This is a genomic window from Streptomyces sp. NPDC060002 (assembly GCF_042737245.1).
Classification (GTDB): domain Bacteria; phylum Actinomycetota; class Actinomycetes; order Streptomycetales; family Streptomycetaceae; genus Streptomyces.
Genome location: NZ_JBHWUW010000007.1, coordinates 113,615 through 138,757, shown reverse-complemented (window position 1 = coordinate 138,757; position 25,143 = coordinate 113,615). Strand labels below are relative to the sequence as shown.

The following is a 25,143-nucleotide window of genomic DNA, read 5'->3' as shown; positions in this document are numbered from 1 at the left end:
TCCCTCAAGTCACGTACGTCACCTACGACTTGAGGTGCTTCCCGGGCCCGCCGACCACCTCCCGCCACCCCTCATTGAAGACACTGGCATATGCCAGAAGCACCACTGAATCGTGTGTTGCCAAATCCCTTACACACCGTCGCGGGCTGTGCAACAGTCGTAACGGCCCTTGTGCCAGCCTTCGCCGTACCGTCCCGCATCGGAGTGCGTCATGCCGCCCCATGTCTCTGCGGACCGCTCAGCCGCCCAGCCGCCGGGGCGCGGCCCGGTCGACGCGCTGATCACGCAGACCCGGCGGCTCAAGGGCGACATGAACGCCGTACGGCAGGACGCCCGCGGCGACACAGGGGACCCGCAGGGCCGCTGGCAGCGCGCGCTCTACGACCTGGCGCTGCACCAACTCGACGACCTCGACACGCACCTGGCCCAGTTGCGGGACGGTCCGCCGCCCGTGCCGGCCGCCGAGCACGCGCCCGCCGCGCCCCGGCGCGAGTCGCTGCTCAGCCGGGTCGGCAGCGCGGAGTGGAACCTGCTGACGGACGAGGCCGTCTGGTCCGAGGAGCTCTACGGGATCCTCGGCCGCGACCCCGCCGCTCCCCCGCTCACCCTCGACGAACTGCCCGCGCTCGTCCTCGACGAGGACCGGCCGAGGCTGACGGCCATGGTCACGGACTGCCTGATCGACGCCCGGCCGATCGACGGCGAGTTCCGCGTCGTGCGCCCGGACGGCGACCGCCGCACCGTGCACATGATGGGCGAGCCCGTACTCGACGCCGAGGGCGGCACCACCTCGATGTGGGCCGTGCTGCGGGACGTCAGCGAACTGCGCCGCAGCCAGCGGGCGGTGCGCGAGAGCCGTGACTCGCTCCAGCGGCAGCGACACCACGCCCAGACCGAACACCGGCTCGCGGTGGAGCTCCAGGAGGCCGTGCTGCCGCCGTGGCGCGGCTCCCCGCGCCTGCCGCACCAGGGCCCCCGCTCCCTCGACCTCGCCGCCCACTACCTGCCCGCCGCGACGACCTCACAGATCGGCGGCGACTGGTACGACGCGCTCGAACTCTGCGACGGGCAGACGCTGCTCAGCGTCGGTGATCTCACCGGCCACGGCCCGACCGTCACCTCGACCACGGCGATGCTGCTGGGCGCCCTGCGCGGAATGGCCATGGCGGGCACCCGGCCCGCCCAACTGATGTCCTGGCTGAACCAGTTACTCGACGCCACGGTCCAACCGGCTCTGGGCAGCGCGGTCTGCTGCCGCTACCGGCCGGACACCCGCACCCTGATGTGGGCGCAGGCCGGACACCCCGTCCCGTTGCTGTTCCGCGACGGGACGGGACGCCGGCTGGACGCACCGGAGGGCGTACTCCTCGGAGCCACCGCACGCGCCGTCTACGGGCAGGCCGAGGAGACCCTCGAACAAGGCGACCTGCTCCTGCTGCACACCGACGGGCTGGCACCCGCCGACCGCCTCCTGGGCCTGGCCCCTCGTCTGGACGCGGCGCGCACCGCACAGGAGTGTGTGCGGATGGTCGTGGAGGAGTGCGGCGAGGGCGAACGCGCCGACGACGCCTGCGTACTCGTCGCCCGGGTCACCCGGTGAGTGGGACCGACCGACGACAACCCGCTCACACCTGAGCGCCGTTGCCCCCCTTGCTCCCCCTGCTGCCCTTCTGCTTCGGCAGCGCCAGCCTGATCTCCTCACGCAGCTCGCTGATCCTCGGGTAGTTGGCGTACTCCGCGGTGAGCCGGTACATCTGGCTCAGCCGGTCCCAGGTGCGCCGGGAGGAGTTCGACCCCATCGACATCAGGGCCAGCCGCGCGAACCGGTCCGCCTGCTCGGGGTCGTCGGCGATGAAGCAGGCGGACGCCATGGACAGATGGTCGAAGATCTTCGACCGTTCCCGCCCGTCGACGCGCAGCGCCAGCGCCCGCTCCGCGTAGTACTGGGCGTGCGCGGCCGCCTGCGGCTCGAACTCGGCCAGCGTGCGGTAGGCCAGCGCCTGCATGCCGTACAGATCCTCGTCCTTGAAGGTCTGCATCCAGGACGGCGGTGTGACGTCGCCCTTGTCGGAGACGAAGAGGTCCTCCGCCCGGCCGAGGGTACGGCGCATGGCCTGGCCCTTGCCCATCGACGCCTGCGCCCAGGCCTCGACCGTGTGGAACATCGCCCGGGTACGCGGGGTCGCGTCGTCGCCGGATCCGGACTGGGCGAGCTTCATCAGGTCGAGGGCCTCGTCGGGCCGTCCGAGGTGGACCATCTGACGGGCCGCCCGGGAGAGCGCCTCGCCGGCCCGCGGCCGGTCACCGCCCTCTCGTGCGGCATGGGCGGCGATGACGAAGTACTTCTGGGCCGTGGGCTCCAGACCGATGTCGTGCGACATCCAGCCCGCGAGGACGGCGAGGTTGGCGGCGACGCCCCACAGGCGCCGCTGGAGATGGGAGGGGTGGTGGTAGGCGAGGATGCCGCCCACCTCGTTGAGCTGTCCCACGACGGCCTTGCGTTGCAGCCCGCCCCCGCGGGCCGCGTCCCAGGCCCGGAACACCTCCACCGAGCGCTCGAGTTCGTGCACCTCCTCCTTTCCGATGGGGGCGGCCTCGTAGCGGTCGAACCCGGCGGGGTCGGCATGGTGGAGGAGGGGGTGGTCGATGACAGGAGCGTCGGAGGAGAGGGTGGGGTCGGTGTGCAGCCACTCGTACATGGCACTGCTGAGAGCTGATCCCGCGGCGAGCGCGGCACCCGCGCCCACCAAGCCGCGTCGGTTGAGCATGAGGTCCATTCCCGTGAATTCGGTGAGGACCGCAGCAGTCCGTTCGGGCGCCCACGGCACACCGTCGGGATGATCCGCACTCCCGCCGCCGGGCCGTTTCCCTGTACGCCCGTGCCGGACCAGACCGAGGTCCTCGATGGTCACGACACGGCCGAGACGCTCGGTGAACAGAGCCGCCAGCACCCTCGGCACCGGATCGCGCGGGATCTCTCCCATGTCGATCCAGCGCCGCACCCGAGAGGTGTCGGTCGACAGCTGGGGGTGGCCCATGGCCGCCGCCTGCCGGTTGACCAGCCTCGCGAGTTCCCCCTTGGACCAGCCGGCCAGGCCGAACAGGTCCGAGAGGCGGGTGTTGGGTTGTCCGCTCACGTCAAGCCCCCAGGTTCTCGGCTGAGTTGACAGTAGCCCGGTGAAAGTTGCCGGGCGACTATTCGCCAGGGTTCGCCAGGGTGCGCCAGATGGTGTGCCACTGGGCGACGGGTGTCAGGTAGGAAAGCGCCACCCCGACCCGGTCGCCGAGGGACATTCCCCAGGGTGTAACCGAAAGGACCGGTCGGGGCAGCGTTCTGAACGTCCGGCACACGAAGGGATCTGTTTCTCCCATGTACGCAGCATCGTCCTCCGTGTCCGCCCCGCCCCGGTCGCTGCACACCCGCCCGGGCGGCGGCGGCCCCTACCTCGACCCCGCCGCGCGGTCGGCGGGCACCGCGCTCGGCGCCGGTCCGACCCGGCGCCCCGCGGGGCTCGGCACGCAACCGCTCAGCGGAAGACTCGACCTGTCCGGCGCCCAGGGCGCCCAACTGCGCACGGCGATCGCGTCCGTGCACCGGATCTGCCCGGAGTTCACCCCGGTCCAGGTGCTGCGCCGCAGCGGACGCTCGGTGTTGCTGGTGGGCACGACCGGCCGCAGCACGGCGGTCGCCAAGTGCTTACTCGACCACTCCCCGGTGTGGGCCGAGCAGATCCGGCACGAAATAGCCGCGTACCGCACGTTCGTCCGGCACCGCCCCCCGGTGCGGGCGCCGAGACTGATCGCGGCGGACCCGGACAACTGCACCCTGGTGATCGAGCGGATGCCGGGCCGGGTGGCGGCACTCCAGCGGCACCCCACCGAGGCCCCGCCGCGCGCGGACGTCCGGGCGGCACTCGGCGCGGTCTGCCGGCTCAACGCCTGGCGGCCCCCGGCGGGGACGTTCGACGCCCCGCTGGACTACGCCGCCCGTATCTCCCGCTATCACGAGCTGGGTCTGCTCACCGACCGGGACATGGGCGACCTCCAGAAGCTGCTGCACGGCATCGCGGCCACCGCGGGCCGGCAGGGCATGGGCCAGTTCTGTCACGGCGACGCCCTCCTGTCGAACATCCTTCTCTCACCGGCCGGTCCAGTGCTGGTGGACTGGGAGCACGCGGGTTGGTATCTGCCGGGCTACGACCTGGCGACGCTGTGGTCGGCGCTGGGCGACGCGCCGGTGGCACGCCGTCAGATCAGCCAGATCGCCCAGTCGGCGGGCCCCGCCTCACGGGACGCCTTCCTGGTGAACCTGATGCTGGTCCTGACCCGCGAGATCCGTACCTACGAGACGGCCGTGCAGCGTTCGATGCACGACGTCACCCCGACGGCCCCGGGCGCGCATCCGGGTGGCGCGCCGTCCGGCGAGGAACAGCGCCTGCTGCTGCGACGGCTGCACGACGACTGCCAGCTGGCCCGCCGGGCCGTGCGCGCGGCGGTCGGCACCCGCTGAGGGGACGGGGGTCCGCGGTCGCCTGAACGGCGGCGTACCGCAGGCCCCCCGGGGTGCGTCAGTGGTGTCTTGACGAGGTGGATCTCCTGTCTGTGGGCATGATTGACGGGTTGTCGGCAAGCCGGTGACAGTTGGTTCACGTCCGGCCCCGCACGCCCGCCCGCTCGTTCCCAGGAGGCCGCCTTGCGAAAACCCGTCACCCACCCCGGACCTGGCAGACACACCCGTAGAGCCGCAGGCGCCATGGCGTCGGCGGTTCTGCTGCTCCCGCTGCTCGGCGCGGCCTCCCCGGCCGAGGCCACGGATCCCTCGGTCTCCCCGGCCGGCAGGGCCGCCACGGCGGCCGGCCTCCAGCGTGCCTTCGCCGTCGCGGCCGCCGAGTACCGCGTGCCCCGGAGCCTGCTGTTGGGCGTCTCCTACCTCCAGTCCCGCTGGGACACGCACGCCGGAGCGCCGAGCGTGACCGGCGGTTACGGACCGATGCACCTCACCGACGCCCGTACGGCGCTCGCCGCGGCCCCGCACCACAGCCAGGGCGCGGAGGACGCCCGCGGCGACTCCGCCCGCCCGGCCCGGGTACCGCAGACTCGGCTCCCGGCCGTCGACGAGCTCCCGGCCCGGCTGCGGACCCTGCCGAGGGCGGCGGAGCTGACCGGCCTGAGCGCCGAGGAGCTGCGCACGGACCCCTCGGCCAACATCGCGGGCGGCGCGGCGCTCCTCGCCGCCGCGCAGCAGAGTCTCGGCGAGCCGCTGAGCGCCGACCCGGCGGACTGGTACGGCGCGGTGGCGCGCTTCTCGGGCGCGGACGACAGCGCGACGGCCGGCGCCTACGCCGACGACGTCTACGAGGTGCTCCGCACCGGCGCGGAGCGCGTCACGGACGCCGGCGGGCCGGTCGCCCTGGCAGCCGTGCCGGAGCTGGCCCCGCGGACCGCCCAGCTGCGGAAGACCGGGCTGCGCACGGCCTCCACGGCCGGCACGGAGTGTCCGACGACGGTGTCCTGCGAGTGGATCCCGGCGCCCTACGAGCAGTTCGGCGACAACGACTACGGCAATCACGACCTCGGGGACCGGCCCGCCGCGCCGAGCATCAAGTACATCGTCGTGCACGACACCGAGGGTGGCTGGGAGGGGGTGCTGAACATGGTCCAGGACCCCACCTATGTGTCCTGGAGCTACACCCTGCGCTCCACAGACGGCCATGTCGCCCAGCATGTGAAGGCCAGGGACGTGGCCTGGCACGCGGGCAACTGGTACGTCAACGCCAAGTCGATCGGTCTGGAGCACGAGGGCTTCCTCGCCCAGCCGGACTCCTGGTACACGGAGGCGATGTACCGGTCGTCGGCGCGGCTGGTGAAGTACCTGGCCGGGCGGTACGGCATCCCGCTGGACCGGCAGCACATCCTGGGCCACGACAACGTGCCGGGGCCGACCAGCGCGACCGTCTCCGGGATGCACACCGACCCGGGCCCGTACTGGGACTGGCGGCACTACTTCGAGCTGCTGGACCGGCCCTTCGCGGCGACGGCCCGCAGGAGTGGCGCTCTGGTGACGATCCGGCCGGACTACCGCGCCAACCAGCCGGTGTACACGGACTGCGTCACCAAGGGCAGGCCGTGCGCGGCGCACGGTTCCGGCGCGGTGCGGCTGTACTCCGACCACGACGAGAGGTCGGCCCTGATCAAGGACATCGGCCAGGGCTCGGCCCCGACCACGGGCGTGAACGACACCTCGTCGCGGGTGTCCAGCGGCCAGCAGTACGCGGTCGCCGACCGGTGGGGTGACTGGACGGCGATCTGGTACCTGGGTCAGAAGGCGTGGTTCCACAACCCGAAGGAGCAGCCGACGGCGGTCCCCGCGGCGGGCCAGGTGATCACTCCGAAGGACGGCCTCGACAGCGTTCCGGTCTACGGCCGCGCCTACCCGGAGGCGTCGGCCTACCCGGCGGGCGTCCCGGCCCAGGCGGTGTCACCGCTCCCGTACACCCTGCCGAAGGGCCAGAGGTACGTGGTCGGAGACAAGGTGCCGGGCGAGTACTACTACGCGGTCGGCTTCGCCACCGGCTCGCACCAGGTCGTGATCGGCGAGGACCAGTACTACGAGATCCAGTACGGCCACCGGGTGGCGTTCGTGCGGGCCGCGGACGTGCAGCTGATGTCGTCGATGTCGTAGCGCGCCTCAGCCCTGCTGGAACAGCTCCGCCGGGAGCGGTTTCAGCAGGGCGTACAGGTCGTCGGTGATGGGGCGGTCCCAGGCGGCGATGGTCACCAGGACGTTGTCGCTGCGGTCGAACTGCACGCAGGAGATCCGGCCCTCGGAGAGCTTGAGGCGGCGCACGATCAGGAGGTTGTCGCCCTGCATCACCGGCATGTCCTCGGTGCCGACGACGGTCACCTCCTCGTCGTTCTCCAGCGCGAGCAGCAGCTGGGCGACCTCGAAGGGGACCTCCCCCTCCTCCACCTCTCGGGCCGGGGAGCCCTCGGGCAGATTGCCGATGATCATCGCGGGGCCGCGGCCGCCGAAGAGGTCGTAGCGCAGGAAGACGCCCTGGCAACTGCCGTCGGGGGCGGGCAGCAGCCCGGCACCCAGATTGCCGGGCCAGTCGCCCGGATCCATGGCCAGGACGTCGAAGTCGGGCCCGGCGGGAGTGGCGCTGCGGCGGCGGAGGAACGACATGCGGCCATGGTACGTGGACAGCGCCGTCCGGCGACCGCCGGGAGGGACGCGGTTCGTCGTCCCGGGGCGCCGTTGCTCCCCGGGTGGTGGCGGCCGACGACGCCTGCCCGCCCGGGCCCCCGCCCGGGCAGGCTCACCGTGCCGGCGGACGGCCGGTACCGGTCTCAGGTCAGGTCGAACTCCCCCTCCCGCGCCCCCGACACGAACGCGCCCCACTCTGCGGGCGTGAAGATCAGGGAAGGGCTCGCTGGGCGGCCACTGTTGCGCATCGCGATGAATCCCTCGACGAAGGCGATCTGGACATCCCCCCGCCCCTGGCTGCTGGACTGCCACTCGGCGCTGCTGAGGTCCAGCTCCGGCTTGTCCCAGCCCGCGAGCGGCTGCTGCTGGATGGTGCTCTCGGCCACGTCCGTGCTCCTCCCGGTTCGTCGTCCGCGGGCCAGCCTAGCGATCGGTTCGGGACCCCGACAGAGCACGTGAGCGGGACCTTTCAGGACTCCGGTGGCCGCGCTCCCACGAGCCACATGGAGAAGAACTGCGAGCCGCCGCCATAGGCGTGCCCGAGGACCTTGCCGGCCCGCTCCACCTGGTGGTCACCGGCCTGGCCGCGCACCTGGAGCGCCGCCTCCGCGAAGCGGATCATGCCGGAGGCGCCGATGGGGTTGGTGGACAGGACGCCGCCCGACATGTTCACGGGCAGGTCGCCGTCGAGCTCCGTCACCCCGGCCTCGGTCAGCTTCCAGCCCTCGCCCTCCTCGGCGAAGCCGAGGTTCTCCAGCCACATGGGCTCGTACCAGGAGAACGGTACGTACATCTCGACGGCGTCGATGTCCCGGCGCGGGTCGGTGACACCGGCCTGCCGGTAGACGTCGGCGGCGCAGTCCTGGCCTGCCCGCGGCGACACGGCGTCCTTGCCGGCGAACAGGGTCGGTTCGCTGCGCATCGCGCCACCGAGCATCCAGGCGGGCCGCCGGGGCGCGCGGGCGGCTCCGGCCCGGTCGGTGAGGATCATCGCGCAGGCGCCGTCGGAGGAGGGGCAGGTCTCCGAGTAGCGGATCGGGTCCCAGAGCATGGGCGAGGCCTGGACCTTCTCCAGCGTGATGTCGTGCTCGTGCAGGTGGGCGTAGGGGTTCTTCAGCGCGTTGCGCCGGTCCTTGTACGCCACCAGCGAGCCGACGGTGTCGGGGGCGCCGCTGCGCCGCATGTACGCGCGCACGTGCGGCGCGAAGAAGCCGCCCGCCCCGGCGAGCAGCGGCTGCTGGAAGGGGACCGGCAGGGACAGTCCCCACATGGCGTTGGACTCGGACTGTTTCTCGAAGGCGAGGGTCAGCACGGTGCCGTGGACGCGGGCCGCGACGAGGCCCGCGGCGACGAGGGCGGTGGACCCGCCGACGGAGCCGGCCGTGTGCACCCGCAGCATCGGCTTGCCGACCGCGCCGAGCGCGTCGGCGAGGTAGAGCTCGGGCATCATGACGCCCTCGAAGAAGTCGGGGGCCTTGCCGATGACGACGGCGTCGATGTCGGCCCACGTCAGCTCGGCGTCCTCGAGGGCGCGTCGGGCGGCCTCGCGGACGAGCCCGGCGATCGACACGTCCCGACGTGCCGCGACGTGCTTGGTCTGGCCGATCCCGACGACGGCCACGGGCTCCTTGCTCATCGCGGTTCCCCTTCGAGTACGGCGACCAGGTTCTGCTGGAGACACGGTCCTGAGGTGGCGTGGGCGAGGGCGCGGTCGGACTCGCCCCGGTGGATCCGGGCGGCGGCCTCGCCGACGCGGATGAGGCCGGCGGCCATCATCGGGTTGGCGGCGAGGGCGCCGCCGGACAGGTTCACCCGCACGCTGTCGTCGAGCCGCAGCGCCTTGCGCAGGACGACCTCCTGCGCGCTGAACGGGGCGTGCAGTTCGGCGGTGTCGACGGGCCGTTCGAAGGCGCCTGCCCGTTCGGCGGCCAGGCGGGTGGAGGGCGAGTCGGTCAGGTCGCGCACGCCGAGCGAGTGGGCCTCGATCCGGTGGTCGATGCCCCGGATCCAGGCGGGCCGGGAGCACAGCTCGCGGGCCCGCTCCCCGGCCGCGAGGATCACGGCGGCGGCGCCGTCGCCGACGGGCGGGCAGTCGCCGGTGCGCAGCGGCTGTACGACGTAGTCCCCCTGGGGGATCGAACCACGCGACTGGGCAAGGGAGTTGAGGGTCGCGACCCGGCGGCTGCGGGCACCGATCGCGGCGAGGCCGCTCTCGTCGGTGTCGCCCGCGTCGATCAGGGCCTGGGCCTGGAGGGCGGCGAGGGCGACGGAGTCGGGCCACAGCGGGGCGACGTAGTACGGGTCGAGTTGACGGGTGAGCACGTCGCGCAGGGAGCCGGGCGAGGACTTGCCGTAGGAGTAGACGAGCGCGGTGTCGGCGTCGCCGGTGAGCAGCTTGGTCCACGCCTCGTACAGCGCCCAGGCGCCGTCCATCTCGACATGGGACTCCGAGATGGGCGGCCAGGCGCCGACGCCGTCGAGGGCGAGGGTGAAGGAGAAGGCCCGGCCGGCGAGGTAGTCGCTGGAGCCGGAGCAGGTGAAGCCGATGTCGGCGGTCTTGAGGCCGGTCCGGTCCAGGACGCTGTGCAGGACCGGCATGAGCATCTCGACCTCGGAGAGCTCGTCGGTGGTGCGCCGGACGTCGGTCTGCGCGAAGGCCACCACCGCGATGTCCCGGGTCACAGCAGCTCCTTGTAGACGTCGTAGTCCGCGTCGGGTTCGCCGGTCGGCCGGTAGTGGTCGGGGTAGCGGGCGCCGTCCGTCCACACGGGTTCGACGCGCAGGCCCATGCGCACCTGGTCGTAGGCGATGCCGCCGATGCGGGCGTGCAGCGCGAGGTCGGCGCCGTCGAGGGCGATGTGGGCGTACACGTAGGGCACCTCGATGTCGAGGTTCTTCGCCTTGATGTTGACGATGCAGAAGGTGGTGACGGTGCCGCGCGGTCCGACCTCGACCTGCTCGGCGGTCGGGACGCCGCAGGTGGGGCAGGCCCCGCGCGGCGGGACGTACACCTTGCGGCAGGACGGGCAGCGTTCGCCGACGGTCCTGCGGTCGGCGAGGGAGTTGATGTACGCGGTCTGGGCCCGGCCGGGCGAGTAGGTGTAGTCGAGCCGGGCGGCGGCGACGATGCCGGAAACCGGGTCCGCGAACTCACCGGTGCTGCCCGTGAGTTCGGCCGGTTCGCCGCCGTGGGGCTCGAAGCAGGCGATGTCGGTGATGGCGCCGGTGCGTTCCTCGGCCCAGCGGATCCGGACGCGCGTTCCGGTGTGGACGGCGTCGGGGCCGGGGGCGTCGAGGGCGTGCAGGAGGGCGGTGTCGGCGCCGTCGAGGCGGACCAGGACCCAGGCGAAGGGGGTGGCGAGGGGCTGTCCGCGGCGGGGCGCGTGGTTCCAGGCCCAGGTGGTGACGGTGCCGGTGGGGGCGACCTCGACCAGGTCGCGCAGGTCGTCGGCGGTGACGGGGTCGTACTCGACGGGCGGGACGAGGGTGCGGCCGTCGGTGGCCGTCACCCCGAGGACGACCCGCTCGCGCAGGCCGGTGAGAAAGGCGCTCTGGACGGGCCCGAGAGACCGGGTGAACGGAAACTCGACGACGAGGGGTGCTTTGAGAACTTCGGGCATCGGGGCTGCCTCCTTGGGATTTCGGCATGCTGCGGCCGGGCCGGGACATCGATGAGGGCGGGCCCCGTAAGGGGCGCGGGGAACTGCGGGACCAGCCCACGGCGGCCCGCAGCCGGCGAGCGGCGTCTCCCCGCCCGGTCAGCCCGCGGAGCGTCACGCACGCCGGTAGACCGGCGCCCGCTTCTCCGCGAAGGCGCGGGCGCCTTCCTTCGCATCGTCCGTGTCGAACACCGGCCATCCCTTGACGAGTTCGGCGGCGAGCCCGTCGGCCTCGGTCAACTCGGCGGCCTCGTAGACGGACGCTTTCACGGCCTCCACGGCGAGTGGCGCGCAGGCGTTGACGCGTTCGGCGATCTCCAGGGCCTTCTCCAGGGCGGTGCCGTCGGGGACGACATGGCCGATGAGGCCGACGGCCGCGGCCTCGCGGGCGGTGTAGGGCCGGCCGGTGAGCAGCATCTCCAGGGCGTGGGTGCGCGGGATCTGGCGTGGCAGGCGGACCGTCGAGCCGCCGATCGGGAAGAGGCCGCGTTTCACCTCGAAGAGGCCGAAGGTGGCGGACTCGCCCGCGACGCGGATGTCGGTGCCCTGGAGCATCTCGGTGCCGCCCGCCACGCAGTACCCCTCTACGGCGGCGATCACCGGCTTGCGGGGGCGGTGGTGGCGCAGCATCGCCTTCCAGTGCAGGTCGGGGTCGGCCTTGAGCCGGTCGCGGTGCCGCTCGCCCTCCATGCCGCGGCCGGCGAGGGCCTTGAGGTCCATGCCGGCACAGAAGGAGCCGCCCGCGCCGGTGAAGACGACCGAGCGGATCGAGTCGTCCGCGTCGGCCTCGAGCCAGCCGTCGTACAGGCCGACGAGCATGGCGATCGAGAGCGCGTTCCTGGCCTCCGGTCTGTTGAGCGTGAGTACGAGTGTGGCGCCTTCGCGGCGCACGGTGAGGTGTTCGGTGCCGCTCATCGCAGATCTCCCCTCGGAAAGAACGAGAACAGGTTGCAGGAGGCGTGATGGCAGTTCAAGGGTTTTCTGACAGTCAGTCAGATTTATTGGCGCGAGCCCTTCCCACTTGCCGTCCCCTTTGCTCAGATGACCGACGAACCGTCGGAGAACCAGGCCCCCCGGTCAGGAGGAGCGGTGGAGTACAACCTTGCCGACCTGTTCGAGTCGGTCGTCGACGTGGCGGCGGACCGTGAGGCGCTCGTGTACGTCGACCACCCCGGCACGGGCGCGGAAAGCCGTCTGACGTACGCGGAGCTGGACGCCGCGGCCAACCGCGTCGGTCACCACCTTCTCGACAGCGGGATCCGCCCCGGCGAGCATCTCGGCCTGCATCTGTACAACGGCGTCGAGTACCTCCAGACGGTGCTGGGCTGCCTCAAGGCGCGGATCGTTCCGGTCAACGTCAACTACCGTTATGTAGAAGAGGAGTTGGTCTACCTCTACCGGGACGCGGACCTGGTGGCGCTCGTCTTCGACGCGGAGTTCACGGACCGGGTGGCGGCCGCGCTGCCGCAGACGCCCGCGCTGCGGCACCTGATACGGGTGGGTCCGCCGGGCGCGGACATCACCTCCTTCGCGGACGCCGAGGCGAGCGGCTCCCCCGGGCGCGGGTTCCCCGACCGCTCGGGCGACGACCAGTTCATCATCTACACCGGCGGCACGACCGGCCTGCCCAAGGGAGTGATGTGGCGTCAGGAGGACCTGTTCTTCGCGGGGCTGGGCGGCGGTTCACCGACCGGTGAACCGGTGAAGAAGCCGGAGGAGATCGCCGAGCGGGTCGCGGCCGGCGGCACCGGGATCACCTTCTTCCCCACCCCGCCGCTGATGCACGGCACCTCCACCCTCACCGCCTTCATCGGCTTCAACTTCGGTCAACGGGTCGTGATACACCGCAAGTTCGTCCCCGAGGAGGTGTTGAGGACGATCGAGAAGGAGAAGGTCACCAGTATCTCCCTGGTGGGCGACGCGATGCTGCGGCCGTTGATCGACGCGCTCGAGGGCCCGCTGAGGGGCACCGACTGCTCGTCGGTGTTCAGCGTGTCCTCGTCCGGTGCGATCATGTCGGACACCGTCCGCCGCCAGTTCCGGGCGCTGATGCCCAACGCGATGCTGCTGAACAACTTCGGCTCCTCGGAGTCCGGGTTCAACGGCACCGCGACGGAGGACTCGGGGCCCGAGCGCGGCTTCCGGGTCCGGGTCAACTCCCGTACGCAGGTGGTCGATCCAGCCACCCACGAACCGGTCGCCGCGGGCGAGGTCGGGCGGGTCGCCCAGCGCGGTCACGTACCGCTCGGCTACTACAACGACCCGGCGAAGACGGCCGAGACCTTCTTCCGCAAGGACGGCGAACGCTGGGTGCTGCTGGGCGACATGGCCACCGTCGACGAGGACGGCGTGGTCGTGGTCCTCGGACGTGGCTCGCAGTGCATCAACACCGGGGGCGAGAAGGTGTACCCCGAGGAGGTCGAGCAGGCGCTGAAGTCGCATCCGGACGTGTACGACGCCCTGGTGGCCGGGGTGCCGGACCCGACGTGGGGCAACCATGTGGCGGCGGTCGTGCAGGTGCGCGGCGGTGCCGCGCAGCCCTCGCTGGAGGAGATCCAGCACCATTGCCGCTCCCGGCTCGCCGGCTACAAGATCCCGCGTCAGCTGGTGGTCACGGAGTCCATCCGCCGCTCGCCGAGCGGGAAGGCGGACTACCGGTGGGCGCGGGAGGTGGCGGTCGCCGAGGACCGTTGACCCGGCCGGGCGTCAGCCCCAGGGCGTGACCGTCAGCCGGATGCTCGCTCCCTCGCCCAGGATCGGCGCCGCCGTCACGGGGACGGGGATGTGGGCCAGCCAGACGCCGCTGCGGGGGTCTTCGTCGCCGCACGGGGTGCCGGTGGGCCGGTGCTCCCAGATGGCGCCGGGGAGGTCCGAGTTCCAGACGGCCCAGACTCCCGGGCCCGGCTCGGCGGAGCCGACGTCGACGACGAGGATGTCGGCGAAGTCCGCGGTCTGTTCGAGGTGGTCGGTGAAGCGCAGGATTCCGTCCCGTTCCCGCAGGGACAGGATCCGCAAGTGCAGCGCGTAACGCAGCGTGGGAGTCTCCGGGGGCCGGGGCGCCTTGCTGTTGAGGAATGCCGTGGCCAGCGGGACGGGCCCGGCGGCCGTGCCGTCGCCGTGCGGCTCCGGCAGCTGGATGGGGCACCAGTGGGCGGCCAGTTGTTCGTGCATCACGCTGGGCAGCCCGCGCACGGCCAGCCGCACCTCGGCCTGCCAGCTGGTGCCGCCGCCCTCGAGGGGCAGCCGGAGGCCGACCAGTTCGGCCTGGACCCGCAGGTCGCCGAAGAGGAAGCGCTGGAGGTTCTGGTAGCCCTCCTCGGAGTTGACGAGTCCGTAGCGCCCGCTGTGGCTGCGGTGGACGAACGCCCGGTGCGCGTGGGGAACCTGGGCGTTGTCGATCTGCACGAGCCCGTCGCTGCGAGCGCCGACTGCACGCGCGGACAGGCCGTGGGCGACGTCGTAGTCGGTGGGATCCGTGCCCACCAGACAGAAGACCCTGTGCGGGGGGAATCCGCCCTCGGGTATCTCCCGCGGGTCCCAGTTCTCCGGCGGGCCGCCGTCCTCCCGCAGGGAGTCGGGCGTGAGGTACTCGTACATGCGCCGGGGAGCGAAGACGTCGGCGCCTTTGATGCCGGTGGCGCCCATCAGCCGCTCGAGGAGACCGGATCCGAGGTCGAAGGCGATGCCTCCGTGCGGGGTGCCGTAGGTGAAGAACTTGTCCACGTGGTCCGCCGGGTCCTCGCCCAGCTCGGGGAGGATCTTCTGGAGCAGGCAGCGGCAGACGAGGCCGCCCATGGAGTGGGCCACGAGGTGGACCCGCGCCGCGCCGCTCTTCTCCTTGAGCCGCCGGACTAGGCGGAGCAGGTCCTCGGCCGCGTCCTCCAGGCGGAACTTCCTGGGGCTCGTGCTCCAGGTGCTCGCGGAGGCGTCGTAGAAGCGGTGGATCCAGATGCTGTCGGACGGGATCTCGTCATGGGTGTCCAGGTACGTCTCCTGGCCGCCCCGCACCAGGATCTGGTACCCCTCGTCGAGATGCAGCCGCAGCAACGGGCTCTCGAACTGGTGGAACGCGGGCTTGTCGTCCGGTCCGACGCGCACATGCGTCGAACCCTCGTTGAAGCCGTAGAAGGGGTCCTGGACGGCACTGTTGATTCCCGAGGTGTCGCCCGCGTATCCCCTCACGTACACGATGGGGAGCTTCGGCTGGTCGGGCATGGCCCACTCCGCGGCTCGAGTTCCCTGGTGGAGGCACCCTCAGTTTAGGCGGGCGGCACCGAACCGGCGACCGGTGTGCCGTCGAGGAAGGCTCCGGTGCGTCCGGCGAACCACTCCGGGTCGTCCAGCCACGGGTAGTGGCCGGCGCCGGGCTGTACGGCGAACTCGGCGTTCGGGAAGGCGTCCGCGAGGAGCCGGGCGAGATCGGGCCGGGGCCCGCCGTCCAGCTCTCCGGCGAGCACCAGGACCGGGGCGGTCAGGCCCGCGAGGGCGGCCCGCAGGGCGGGCGGATCGAAGGCCTCCGGGTCCAGGAACCCGTTCTCGGCCGCGGAGTTGGTCTGCTCGTCCGCGGCGGCGTCGTGGGCGCGCGCAGCGTCGTCCCACCGGCCGTAGAAGAAGGCGCCGACGACTGCCCAGTCCGGATCGCCCCCGCCCGCGAGCCAGGCCTCGAACGCCGGGTACGCCGTCGCGAACCAGGGTTCGGCCGTGCGCAGCCGAGCCGCCGTCAGCCGGTCCTCGGCCGTGGCCGGCCGGCCCAGGGCCCATGGCGTGGCGGTGATCAGCGCGAGCCGGGACACCCGGTGCGGGTACCGGGCCGCGTACAGCAGCGCGAGGCTGCCGCCCGCCGAGTGGGCGAGCACGTCGATCCGCTCGTGTCCGAGGCGGACGCGCAGCGCCTCGACGTCGTCGACCTGCCGGTCGCAGCGGTACGTCGCCGGGTCCGCCGGGACGGCGGAGTCGCCGGTGCCGCGCAGGTCGAGGAGGATCAGCCGGCGGTGGGCGGCGAGACCGCCGAGGTCGCCGAGGTAGGCGGAGGCGCGCAGGGGGCCGCCGGGCAGTACGACGAGCGGCTCGCCCTCGCCCCGCACGTGGTAGGCGAGCTCGGTCCCGTCCGGGGCGGTGAAGGTCGGCATGCCCCGATCCTCGACGCGGGCCGGACCGGTCCGCAACGCGGTTTCGCCGGGCGAAAGTCACGGCCGCCCTCTTGCCTGTGGCCGGCCGGCCTGGATTACTGATCCCGAGGAAGATCGACCGAATGATCGGTCGCCCGTATCGGCATGGTTCTATGGCCGGATCGGCATGGTTCGACGAGGGTGACGTGACGAGGGAGAAGGGTTACCGCACCCGGGACCTGAGCCGGCTGCTGCCGGGCACGGCGCGCGTCTTCCGGCGAACGCGGAAGGTGACCGGGCGCAGCGACGACATGGTCATCCTGCGCGGGGTGAACCTCTTCCCCACCCAGATCGAGGAGATCGTGCTGCGCACCCCTGGCGTGGCGCCCCACTTCCAGCTCCGGCTGACCCGTGAGAGCCGCCTCGACGCCCTCACGGTCCGCGCGGAGGCCCGGCCCGACGCGACCCGCGAGGACCGCGACACGGCCGCGCACACCATCGCGGCGGCCGTGAAGGACGGGATCGGCGTGTCGGTCGCCGTCGAGATCGTCGATCCGGAGTCGCTGGAGCCGTCGGTGGGCAAGATCAGGCGGATCGTGGACCTGCGGGAGTCATGAGGCGAACCGTTCGCGCAGCTCCCGCTTGAGGATCTTGCCGCTGGCGTTGCGCGGCAGCTCGTCCACGAACAACACCCGCTTCGGCGCCTTGAAGTGGGGGAGGTTCTCGCGGGCGTGGGCGACGAGTTCCTCCTCGGTGACCTCGCCGCGCGGGACGACCACGGCCGTGATCGCCTCGATCCACTTCTCGTCGGGCAGGCCGATCACGGCCGCCTCGGCGACGGCGGCATGGGTGTACAGCGCGTCCTCGACCTGACGGGAAGCGACCAGGACACCACCGGAGTTGATGACGTCCTTCACCCGGTCGACGATCGTGAAGTAGCCGTGGGCGTCGCGCACGGCGAGGTCGCCGGAGTGGAACCAGCCGTCGCGGAAGGCGGCGGCCGTCTCCTCCGGCTTGTCCCAGTAGCCCTCGCACAACTGCGGGGAACGGTAGACGATTTCGCCGGCCGTGCCGTCGGGGACGTCCTTGCCGTTCTCGTCGACGACCCGGGCGTCCACGAACAGGACCTGGCGCCCGCAGGAGTCCAGCCGGCCCTTGTGCTCGTCGGGGGCGAGGACGGTGGCGAGCGGGCCGATCTCGCTCTGGCCGAAGCAGTTGTAGAAACCCAGCCCGGGCAGACGTTCGCGCAGCCGCTCCAGGACGGGCACCGGCATGATCGACGCCCCGTAGTACGCCTTGCGCAGCCCGCTCAGGTCACGGGTCGTGAAGTCGGGGCGGTTGGCCAGGCCGATCCACACGGTCGGCGGGGCGAAGAGGCTGTCGACGCGGTCCGCCTCGATCAGGTCGAAGAGACGGTCGCCGTCGGGCGCGTCCAGGACGATGTTCGTGGCGCCGACCGCGAGGTACGGCAGCAGGAACACGTGCAGCTGCGCCGAGTGGTACAGCGGGAGGGAGTGCGCGGGACGGTCGCCGGCGCTCAGGTCGAGGGCGGTGATCGCGCTCAGGTACTCGTGCACCAGGGCGCGGTGGGTCATCATCGCGCCCTTGGGCAGCGCCGTGGTGCCCGAGGTGTAGAGCAGCTGCACCAGGTCCTCGGAGCGCGGCTCGGGTCCGTCGTACGCGGGGGTCGCGGGCAGCCGGGCGAGGAGTGAGTCGTCGGCGTCCCGCAGCGCCAGCGTGCGTGTGCCGGCGGGGAGCCGTCCGGCCAGCTCCGGGTCGGTGAGGACCAGTGCGCTGCCCGACTGGCGGACGATGTACGCCAGGTCCTCGCCGGTCAGGTTCTGGTTGACGGGGACGTGCACCAGGCCCGCGCGGGCGCAGGCGAGGAACGCGACGAGGTAGGCGTCGGAGTTGTGGCCGTAGGCGCCGACCCGGTCGCCGGGGACGAGACCCTCGCCGAGCAGGACGCTCGCCGCGCGCGAGACGGCCTCGTCGAGTTCCTCGTAGGTCCAGGTGCGGTCGCGGTACTCCACCGCGACGCGTGCCGGGGTGCGGCGGGCGCTGCGCCGCAGCACCCCGTCGACCGTGCTGCCATGTCCGGGCGTCATGACTCATGATCCTCGGGCGGCGGCCGGGGCGGGTCAAGTCGCCGGCGGCCCGGGATGCCGGCCGGACCGTCGTGCTGCCGCTCCCTCCGGGGAAGGAGCGGCACACGCGTCTGCCGGGCCCCGCTCACACGGGTCGCGTCCGCCCCTCCCAGTACGGCTCCCGCAGCCGCCGCTTGTAGAGCTTGCCGTTGGGGTCGCGGGGCATCTCGGTGATGAAGTCGATGCTCTTGGGACGCTTGTAGCCGGCCAGCCGTTCGGCGCAGTGGTCGAGGAGGGCGGCGGCGAGGTCGGGTCCGGGCTCGCGGCCGGGGGCCGGTTCGACCACGGCCTTCACCTCCTCGCCCCAGTCGTCGTGCGGGATGCCGAAGGCGGCGGCGTCGGCGACGGCGGGGTGGGCGAGCAGCGCGGACTCGATCTCGGCGGGGTAGATGTTGACGCCGCCCGAGATGATCAGGTCGATCTTGCGGTCGCGCAGGAAGAGGTAGCCGTCCTCGTCGAGCACGCCGAGGTCGCCGACGGTGAAGAAGTCGCCGATGCGGTTCTTCCTCGTCTTGTCGTCGTCCTTGTGGTAGGCGAAGCCGCCGGTCGTCATCTTCATGTACACGGTGCCGAGTTCGCCGGGCGGCAGGCGGTCGCCGTCGTCGTCGAAGATCGCCAGTTCGCTGATGGGCCAGGCCCTGCCGACCGTGCCGGGCTTCTTCAGCCAGTCCTCGGCCGTGGCGAAGGCACCGCCGCCCTCGCTGGCCGCGTAGTACTCCTCCACACAGGTGCCCCACCAGTCGATCATCGCCCGCTTCACATGGTCGGGGCAGGGCGCGGCACCGTGGATGGCGTGCCGCATGGACGACACGTCGTGGCGCGCCCGGACGTCCGCCGGGAGGGCCAGCAGCCGGTGGAACTGGGTCGGGACCATATGGGTGTGCGTGCACCGGTGGGTGTCGATGAGACGGAGCATCTCCTCGGGCGTCCACTTGTCCATCAGGACCAGTGGGTGGCCGATGTGCAGGGACGCGCCCGCGAACTGGAGCACCGCCGTGTGGTAGAGCGGCGAGCAGACGAGATGGACGTTGTCGTCGAACGGCCGGACGCCGAAGATGCCGAGGAATCCGCCGAGGTACGCCTCTTCGGGCAGCTTGCCGGGCAGCGGGCGCCGGATGCCGCGCGGGCGGCCGGTCGTGCCCGAGGTGTAGTTCATGACCCAGCCGAGGGTGCGGCCGGCGGGCGGCGACTCCGGTTGTCCGTCGAGGAGTTCGGCGTACGGCCGGAAGCCCTCGACCTCGCCGACGGCGTACCGGTGGGTGCCGGGGAGACCCGCCTCGTCGGCGGCCCGGCGCGCCTGGTCGGCGAACCGCTCGTGGGCCAGGAGGACCTTGGCTCCGGAGTCGGAGACGATCCAGGCGATCTCGGGGCCCACCAGATGGTGGTTGACCGGGACGAGGTAGAAACCGGCCTGGGTGGCGGCGAGGTGGGCGGTGAAGAACTCGGCCGAGTTGGGCAGCACGACGGCGAAGGCGTCGCCGCGCTCCAGACCGGCGGCGCGCAGTCCGTGCACGAGCCGGTTGGCGGCGGCGTGCAGACGTCCGGCGCTCCACCGCGCTCCGTCCGGCGCGATCAGGACCGTGCGGTCGGGATCCTCGGTCGCCTGGGCCCAGAAACCCGCGGGGGGCGTGCTGGTCATGTGCCGCTCCTTCCGGCGATGCGGTTGACGCGGTCCACGGCCCGCTCGAAGCCGCGGGTGAGGTCGTCGAAGACGGCCTGGACGCTGCGGACGTCGTTCATCCGGCCGACGATCTGGCCGACGGGCGTGCCGAGCAGGGGGTCGATTTCGTACTTCTGGATGCGCGAGACGGCCTCGGCGACGAGCAGCCCCTGGAGTGGCATGGGGAGGGTGCCGGGTCCGTCGTCGGCGTCCCAGGCGTCGGTCCATTCGGTACGCAGCTGGCGTGCGGGTTTCCCGGTGAGGGCACGGGAGCGGACCGTGTCGCCGGAGCCGGCCGCGAGGAGTTTGCGGGTGAGGGCCGCCGAGTGCAGGTCGGCCTCGGCGGTGGTCAGCCAGACCGATCCGAGCCAGACGCCCTGGGCGCCCAGCGCGAGGGCGGCGGCGGCCTGCTGCCCGCTGCCGATGCCGCCGGCGGCGAGGACCGGCAGCGGGTCGACGGCCTCGACGACCTCGGGGGTGAGCACCATGGAGGCGATCTCGCCGGTGTGGCCACCCGCCTCGTAGCCCTGGGCGACGACGATGTCGATGCCGCCGTCCTGATGCTTGCGGGCATGCCGGGCGCTGCCGGCGAGGGCGGCGACGAGCACGCCCTGTTCGTGGGCGTGGGCGACGACGTCGGCGGGCGGGGATCCGAGGGCGTTGGCCAGCAGCCGGATCGGGTAGTCGAAGGCGACGTCGAGCTGACCGCGGGCGACCTGTTCCATCCAGCCGGTGATCCGCCATCCGGACGCCTCGCCCTCGGCCAGCTCGGGCACGCCGTACTTGGCGAGGGTGTCCTGCACGAACTGCCGGTGCGCCGGCGGGATCATCGCTTCGACGTCCGCCTCCGTGACGCCTTCGATCTTCTTCGCGGGCATGACGACGTCGAGGCCGTACGGCTTGCCGTCGACATGCGCCTCGATCCAGTCGAGGTCGCGTCTGAGGTCGTCGGGCGCGGTGTAGCGGACCGCGCCGAGCACACCGAAGCCGCCGGCGCGGCTGATGGCCGCGGCGACGGCGGGGAACGGCGTGAAGCCGAAGACGGCGTGCTCGACTCCCAGTTGCTTGCTCAGCTCCGTCTGCATGGGCGCAGGATGCCGCAGCCGGTGCGACGACGGAAGCCTCTTTCTGATACTCCGTCAGATTTACTGTCCTCAGCCGGGCACGTTCATCCGCTGGGTGCCCGCCACCGCCAGCAGCCGCAGCGCCTCCTCGGACGGCGAGCCCGGGGCCGCCGTGTAGATGACCAGGCGCCCGGGTGCTCCTCGCGGCCCGCACGCAGACCCGGCTCAAGGCGGTGACCCCGCTGGGCCGCGCCGCCGGCCCGGACGAGGTCGCCCAGGCCGCGGCCTGGCTGCTGAGCGACCGGGCGTCCTACGTCACGGGCACGGTCCTGCGGGTCGACGGGGGCATGCGGGCCTGATCCCGGGGCCGCTCAGCCGCCGGCCGTCTCCTCGAGGACCGCCATCGCCGCGTTGTGTCCCGGCACCCCGCTGACCCCTCCCCCGCGCACCGCGCCCGCGCCGCACAGCAGCACGTTGGCGTGCCGGGTCTCCACGCCCCAGCGGCCGGCGCCCTCCTGGGCGTAGGGCCAGGCCAGGTCGCGGTGGAAGATGTTGCCGCCGGGCAGCCCGAGGTCGCGTTCCAGGTCCAGCGGTGTCCTCGCCTCGATGCAGGGGCGGCCGTCGGCGTCGGTGGCCAGACAGTCGGCGAGGGGCTCGGCGAGGTGGGCCTCCAGCTGGGCGAGGGTCGTCTTCAGGAGTTCCTCGCGCACGGCGTCGTTGTCCCGTTCGAAGAGCCGGGCGGGCGTGTGCAGGCCGAACAGGGTCAGCGTCTGGTAGCCCCGCGCCACGAGGTCCGGACCGAGGATGGTGGGGTCGGTCAGGGAGTGGCAGTAGATCTCGGAGGGCGGGGCGGCGGGCAGCTCACCGGCGGCCGCCTGGGCGTGCGCGGCGGCGAGCTGCTCGTAGCCCTCGGCGATATGGAAGGTGCCGGCGAACGCCTCACGTGGGTCGACGGAGCTGTCCCGCAGCCTGGGCAGACGCTCGAGCAGCATGTTCACCTTGAGCTGGGCGCCTTCGGCGGGGGTGGGCGGCTCGTCGCCGGTGAGGGCCGCGAGCGCCTGCGGGGAGGCGTTCACCAGGACGTGCCGGGCGGTGGCGACGCCCTCGCCGTCGGCGGTGCGGTAGGTGACCTCCGCCGTACGGCCGTCCGTATCGATCCGTACGGCCTCGTGCCCGGTGGCCAGGACGGCGCCCGCCGCCCGCGCGGCGCCGGCGAGGGCGTCGGTCAGGGCGCCCATCCCGCCCACGGGTACGTCCCAGGCGCCGGTGCCGCCGCCGATCACGTGGTAGAGGAAGCAGCGGTTCTGCTTCAGGGAGGGGTCGTGGGCGTCGGCGAAGGTGCCGATGAGGGCGTCGGTCAGGACCACACCGCGCACCAGGTCGTCCGTGAAGCGCTCCTCGACGGCGACGCCGACGGGCTCCTCGAACAGGGTCCGCCAGGCCTCCTCGTCGTCGACGCGCCGACGCAGCTCGTCCCGGGTGGGCAGCGGTTCGGTGAGGGTGGGGAAGACCCGCCGGGCGACGCGCCCGGTCATGCCGTAGAAGCGCTCCCAGGCCGCGTACTCGCGCTCGCCGCCGGTCAGCCGTGCGAACGCCTCCCGGGTGCGTGCCTCGCCGCCGCCGACGAGCAGGCCGGTGGACTGCCCGCCGCGCTCCACCGGGGTGTACGAGGAGATGGTGCGGCCCTGGACGCGGAAGTCCAGCCCCAGCTCCCGCACGATCTTCTGCGGCAGCAGGCTGACCAGGTACGAGTAGCGCGACAGCCGGGCGTCCACGCCGCTGAACGGGCGGGTGGAGACGGCGGCGCCGCCGGTGTGGTCGAGCCGTTCCAGCACCAGCACGGACCGGCCGGCCCGGGCCAGGTAGGCGGCGGCGACCAGGCCGTTGTGGCCGCCGCCGACGATGACGACGTCATGGGCGCGCTGTCTCCGGTGATCCTCGTGTCCCGCGTGTCCCTCGTGTTCAGGCATGGTTCTTCGTAACACGAGCCGATCAAGGTCGGCCAAGGGGTGGGGGCTACGCTCCGCCGGCCGCCCGCTGCTGCCGCAGCACCGCCACCCTCCGGTACAGCTCGACCGCCTCCTGGCCCCGGCCGAGCCGTTCCAGGCAGTGGGCCTCGTCGTTGCGGCCGGCGAGGGTGTCGGGGTGGTCGGCGCCCAGCACGTGCTCGCGGGCCGCGGCCACCCGCCGGTACTCGGTCAGCGCGTCGGTCCAGCGGCCCAGCCAGCCCAGGCCTACGGCGACCTCGCGACGGCTGACCAGCGTGTCGGGGTGGTCCGCGCCGAGCACGCGCTCACGGATGGCGCACACGTCCCGGGACTCGGCGAGAGCCTCCTCCCAGCGGCCCAGCCGGCCGAGATTGACGCCGAGGCCGTGGCGGGCCCGCAGGGTCTCGGGGTGCGCCGGGCCGTGGATGCGGGTGCGGTCGTCCACGAGGTCGCGGTAGAGCTGGAGCGCCTCCGTCCCGCGGCCGAGGCGGCCCAGGCTGATGCCGGTCTCGTAGCGGGCGGCGAGGGTGTCGGGATGGTCGGGGCCGAGGGACTGCGCGCGGGCCGCGGCGACCTCGCGGTAGGTCTGCAGGGCTTCCGGCCAGCGACCCAACTGCCCCAGGGTGTAGGCGACTTCGTAGCGGGTGACCAGGGTGTCCGGATGGGCGGCGCCCAGGACGCGGGCGCGGGCGACGGCCACCTCGCTCGCCATCCGGTGGGACTCCTCCAGACGGCCGAGCCTGCTGAGGTTGAAGGCGAGGTTGTGGCGGCAGCGCAGGGTGTCGGGGTGGTCGGCGCCCGCCGTGCGTATCCGGGCGGCGAGGACCGAGGTGTACACCTGGTGGGCGTCGAAGTGGCGGCCCAGCCGGCCGAGCACGTAGGCCATCTCCTGCCGGGTGGCGAGCGTGTCGGCGTGGTCGGCGCCGAGCACCCGGGCGCGGGCGGCGGCCACGTCCTGGTACTCGCGCAGCGCGTCGGCGGCGCGGCCGGTGCGGCTCAGGGTGAAGGCGACCTCGTAACGGCTGGCGAGCGTCTCGGGGTGGTCCGCGCCGAGCAGGTGCGCGCGTTCGGCGGCGACGGCGCGGTGCGCCTCCCCCGCCTCCGCCCAGCGGCCGAGCCGCCCCAGGCCGAGGCCGGCGCTGTGCCGTCCGGCGAGCGCGGTGAGCGCCTGCGGGGACGGCGTGTCCGGGGCCGGCGGGGCGGGGACCGCGCCGAGCGCCGGCCGGGGGATCCACTCGCCGGTCAGGGCCGCCCCGGCGTCCGGCGGCGTGACCCGCAGTCCGGCGGCACCGGTGGCCTTGTGACCGGTGGTCATGCCCTGCGTCCAGGACGGCAGCCGCGGCTCGCGGCCGGCGGGCCCGGGCGGTCGCGGCTCGGGCCGGGGTGTCACCAGGGTCGGCACGTACGCCGGTGCGGTGCGGCCCGCGGCGATGCGCCGGACGATCTCACGGGCGTCCTGGGGGCGCTGGTCGGGCCTTTTCGCCAGCAGGTCCAGGATGATCCGGTCGAGGTGTTCGGGCAGGTCGGGGCGGAGTTCGCGCGGCGGCCGGGGCGGGGTGTCCCGGTGGCCGACGAGGATCGCCCAGGGGTCCTCCAGGTCGAACGGCGGGGCCCCGGTGGCCATCTCGTACAGCACGCAGCCCAGCGAGTAGAGGTCGCTGCGCTGGTCGACCTCCTCCCCGCCGATCTGCTCCGGCGACATGTAGTGCGGGGTGCCCATGGCGATGCCGGTGCCGGTGAGGCGGGAGGTGAAACCGATGTCGTGGCCGAGGCGGGCGATGCCGAAGTCGCAGATCTTCACCGTGCCGTCGGTGAGCCGCACGATGTTCGCGGGCTTCAGGTCGCGGTGCACGATGCCCTGCCGGTGCGTGTAGGCGAGGGCCCCGGCGACCTGGTCGGCGATCTCCAGGACATCGGGGACGGGCAGCGGCCGGCGCTCGTTGTCGTCCAGCAACTGGCACAGGTTGCTGCCGTCGAGGAGCTCCATGACCAGGAACAGGACACCGTCGCTGTCGCCGAAGTCGTGGACGACCGTCACCCCGCGGTGCTGGAGCCCGGCCGCGACACGGCCCTCACGCCGGAACCGTTCCCGCAGGACGCGCCCGGAGGACGGGTCGTGGTGCGGGGCGATCGGTTTGAGGCACTTCACGGCCACCTGCCGGCCGAGGGACTCGTCACGGGCCCGCCACACCTCGCCCATGCCACCGCGCCCGATCCGGTCCAGCAGCCGGTACCGGCCCTGGATCAGCCTGCTCTCCGCCATAGTGCGCCGCCGCCCCCGTCGCTTTCCGGCCCTCTCCTGGCTGGTCC

The 25,143-nt window shown here is 72.5% G+C and carries 18 protein-coding genes and 3 pseudogenes; 6 read left to right on the top strand and 15 right to left on the bottom strand.

Going from position 1 to position 25,143, the window contains the following annotated elements; translation table 11 throughout:
- Positions 1 to 211: 211 nt before the first annotated feature.
- Positions 212 to 1,600, top strand: coding sequence for a PP2C family protein-serine/threonine phosphatase (locus ACFWBD_RS09530; RefSeq protein WP_385665010.1), 1,389 nt, complete (start codon positions 212 to 214; stop codon positions 1,598 to 1,600).
- Positions 1,601 to 1,625: 25 nt separating this feature from the next.
- Here the strand turns inward: ACFWBD_RS09530 and ACFWBD_RS09525 are convergent, their stop codons facing one another.
- Positions 1,626 to 3,137, bottom strand: a complete 1,512-nt coding sequence (locus ACFWBD_RS09525) for a hypothetical protein (RefSeq protein WP_385665007.1) — start codon at positions 3,135 to 3,137, stop codon at positions 1,626 to 1,628.
- Positions 3,138 to 3,370: 233 nt separating this feature from the next.
- On the opposite strand from ACFWBD_RS09525, the gene ACFWBD_RS09520 reads away from it, so the two are divergent.
- Positions 3,371 to 4,510, top strand: a complete 1,140-nt coding sequence (locus ACFWBD_RS09520; RefSeq protein ID WP_385665004.1) for an aminoglycoside phosphotransferase family protein — start codon at positions 3,371 to 3,373, stop codon at positions 4,508 to 4,510.
- A 243-nt stretch (positions 4,511 to 4,753) separates the two neighbouring features.
- Entirely contained in the window at positions 4,754 to 6,682 is a 1,929-nt protein-coding gene (locus ACFWBD_RS09515; RefSeq protein ID WP_385665001.1) for an N-acetylmuramoyl-L-alanine amidase, read from the top strand.
- A gap of 6 nt (positions 6,683 to 6,688) precedes the next feature.
- Here ACFWBD_RS09515 and ACFWBD_RS09510 read toward each other — a convergent pair whose 3' ends face one another.
- The 6 genes from ACFWBD_RS09510 to ACFWBD_RS09485 form a co-directional block, all read right to left on the bottom strand.
- On the bottom strand, positions 6,689 to 7,186 hold the full coding sequence (locus tag ACFWBD_RS09510; RefSeq protein WP_062646030.1) for a hypothetical protein: 498 nt from the start codon (positions 7,184 to 7,186) through the stop codon (positions 6,689 to 6,691).
- Positions 7,187 to 7,350: 164 nt separating this feature from the next.
- Positions 7,351 to 7,593: a DUF397 domain-containing protein gene (locus ACFWBD_RS09505; protein ID WP_351765040.1), complete on the bottom strand. Its 243-nt coding sequence runs from the start codon at positions 7,591 to 7,593 to the stop codon at positions 7,351 to 7,353.
- An 83-nt stretch (positions 7,594 to 7,676) separates the two neighbouring features.
- Complete coding sequence (locus ACFWBD_RS09500; RefSeq protein ID WP_385664998.1) at positions 7,677 to 8,843, bottom strand: thiolase domain-containing protein; 1,167 nt, start codon at positions 8,841 to 8,843, stop codon at positions 7,677 to 7,679.
- Entirely contained in the window at positions 8,840 to 9,889 is a 1,050-nt protein-coding gene (locus tag ACFWBD_RS09495) for a thiolase domain-containing protein (RefSeq protein ID WP_385664995.1), read from the bottom strand. The genes ACFWBD_RS09500 and ACFWBD_RS09495 overlap by 4 nt, the downstream gene beginning before the upstream one ends.
- On the bottom strand, positions 9,886 to 10,827 hold the full coding sequence (locus tag ACFWBD_RS09490; RefSeq protein ID WP_385664992.1) for a Zn-ribbon domain-containing OB-fold protein: 942 nt from the start codon (positions 10,825 to 10,827) through the stop codon (positions 9,886 to 9,888). Before ACFWBD_RS09490 ends, ACFWBD_RS09495 begins: the two co-directional genes overlap by 4 nt.
- Before the next feature lie 153 nt (positions 10,828 to 10,980).
- The gene (locus tag ACFWBD_RS09485) at positions 10,981 to 11,781 is read right to left on the bottom strand and encodes a crotonase/enoyl-CoA hydratase family protein (protein ID WP_385664989.1); all 801 of its coding nucleotides are present in this window, start codon (positions 11,779 to 11,781) and stop codon (positions 10,981 to 10,983) included.
- Between the two features lie 174 nt (positions 11,782 to 11,955).
- Here ACFWBD_RS09485 and ACFWBD_RS09480 point away from each other — a divergent pair, with 174 nt between their 5' ends.
- The gene (locus ACFWBD_RS09480; protein ID WP_385664986.1) at positions 11,956 to 13,560 is read left to right on the top strand and encodes an acyl-CoA synthetase; all 1,605 of its coding nucleotides are present in this window, start codon (positions 11,956 to 11,958) and stop codon (positions 13,558 to 13,560) included.
- Between the two features lie 12 nt (positions 13,561 to 13,572).
- Here ACFWBD_RS09480 and ACFWBD_RS09475 read toward each other — a convergent pair whose 3' ends face one another.
- A complete protein-coding gene (locus ACFWBD_RS09475) occupies positions 13,573 to 15,081 on the bottom strand; it encodes an esterase/lipase family protein (protein ID WP_385664983.1) in 1,509 nt (502 codons plus the stop codon).
- A gap of 44 nt (positions 15,082 to 15,125) precedes the next feature.
- On the bottom strand, positions 15,126 to 15,995 hold the full coding sequence (locus ACFWBD_RS09470) for an alpha/beta fold hydrolase (RefSeq protein ID WP_385664980.1): 870 nt from the start codon (positions 15,993 to 15,995) through the stop codon (positions 15,126 to 15,128).
- Positions 15,996 to 16,198: 203 nt separating this feature from the next.
- On the opposite strand from ACFWBD_RS09470, the pseudogene ACFWBD_RS09465 reads away from it, so the two are divergent.
- Positions 16,199 to 16,591: pseudogene (locus ACFWBD_RS09465) on the top strand (phenylacetate--CoA ligase family protein); the annotation flags it as partial.
- On the opposite strand, the gene ACFWBD_RS09460 reads toward ACFWBD_RS09465, so the two are convergent.
- The 4 genes and pseudogenes from ACFWBD_RS09460 to ACFWBD_RS09445 form a co-directional block, all read right to left on the bottom strand.
- Positions 16,586 to 18,082 carry an acyl-CoA synthetase gene (locus ACFWBD_RS09460; protein WP_385664978.1) on the bottom strand — a complete coding sequence of 499 codons (1,497 nt, stop codon included), beginning with the start codon at positions 18,080 to 18,082 and terminating at the stop codon, positions 16,586 to 16,588. The pseudogene ACFWBD_RS09465 and the gene ACFWBD_RS09460 sit on opposite strands and share 6 nt — an antisense overlap.
- 124 nt (positions 18,083 to 18,206) lie before the next feature.
- Positions 18,207 to 19,760, bottom strand: coding sequence for an acyl-CoA synthetase (locus tag ACFWBD_RS09455; RefSeq protein ID WP_385664975.1), 1,554 nt, complete (start codon positions 19,758 to 19,760; stop codon positions 18,207 to 18,209).
- Positions 19,757 to 20,866, bottom strand: a complete 1,110-nt coding sequence (locus ACFWBD_RS09450; RefSeq protein WP_385664973.1) for an NAD(P)H-dependent flavin oxidoreductase — start codon at positions 20,864 to 20,866, stop codon at positions 19,757 to 19,759. The genes ACFWBD_RS09455 and ACFWBD_RS09450 overlap by 4 nt, the downstream gene beginning before the upstream one ends.
- A gap of 69 nt (positions 20,867 to 20,935) precedes the next feature.
- Positions 20,936 to 21,034 (bottom strand): annotated as a pseudogene (locus ACFWBD_RS09445) (transcriptional regulator); the annotation flags it as partial.
- A gap of 32 nt (positions 21,035 to 21,066) precedes the next feature.
- On the opposite strand from ACFWBD_RS09445, the pseudogene ACFWBD_RS09440 reads away from it, so the two are divergent.
- Positions 21,067 to 21,204 (top strand): annotated as a pseudogene (locus ACFWBD_RS09440) (SDR family oxidoreductase); the annotation flags it as partial.
- 12 nt (positions 21,205 to 21,216) lie between these two features.
- Here the strand turns inward: ACFWBD_RS09440 and ACFWBD_RS09435 are convergent.
- On the bottom strand, positions 21,217 to 22,815 hold the full coding sequence (locus ACFWBD_RS09435; RefSeq protein WP_385664970.1) for a phytoene desaturase family protein: 1,599 nt from the start codon (positions 22,813 to 22,815) through the stop codon (positions 21,217 to 21,219).
- A 46-nt stretch (positions 22,816 to 22,861) separates the two neighbouring features.
- On the bottom strand, positions 22,862 to 25,096 hold the full coding sequence (locus ACFWBD_RS09430) for a tetratricopeptide repeat protein (protein WP_385664968.1): 2,235 nt from the start codon (positions 25,094 to 25,096) through the stop codon (positions 22,862 to 22,864).
- Positions 25,097 to 25,143: the final 47 nt, after the last annotated feature.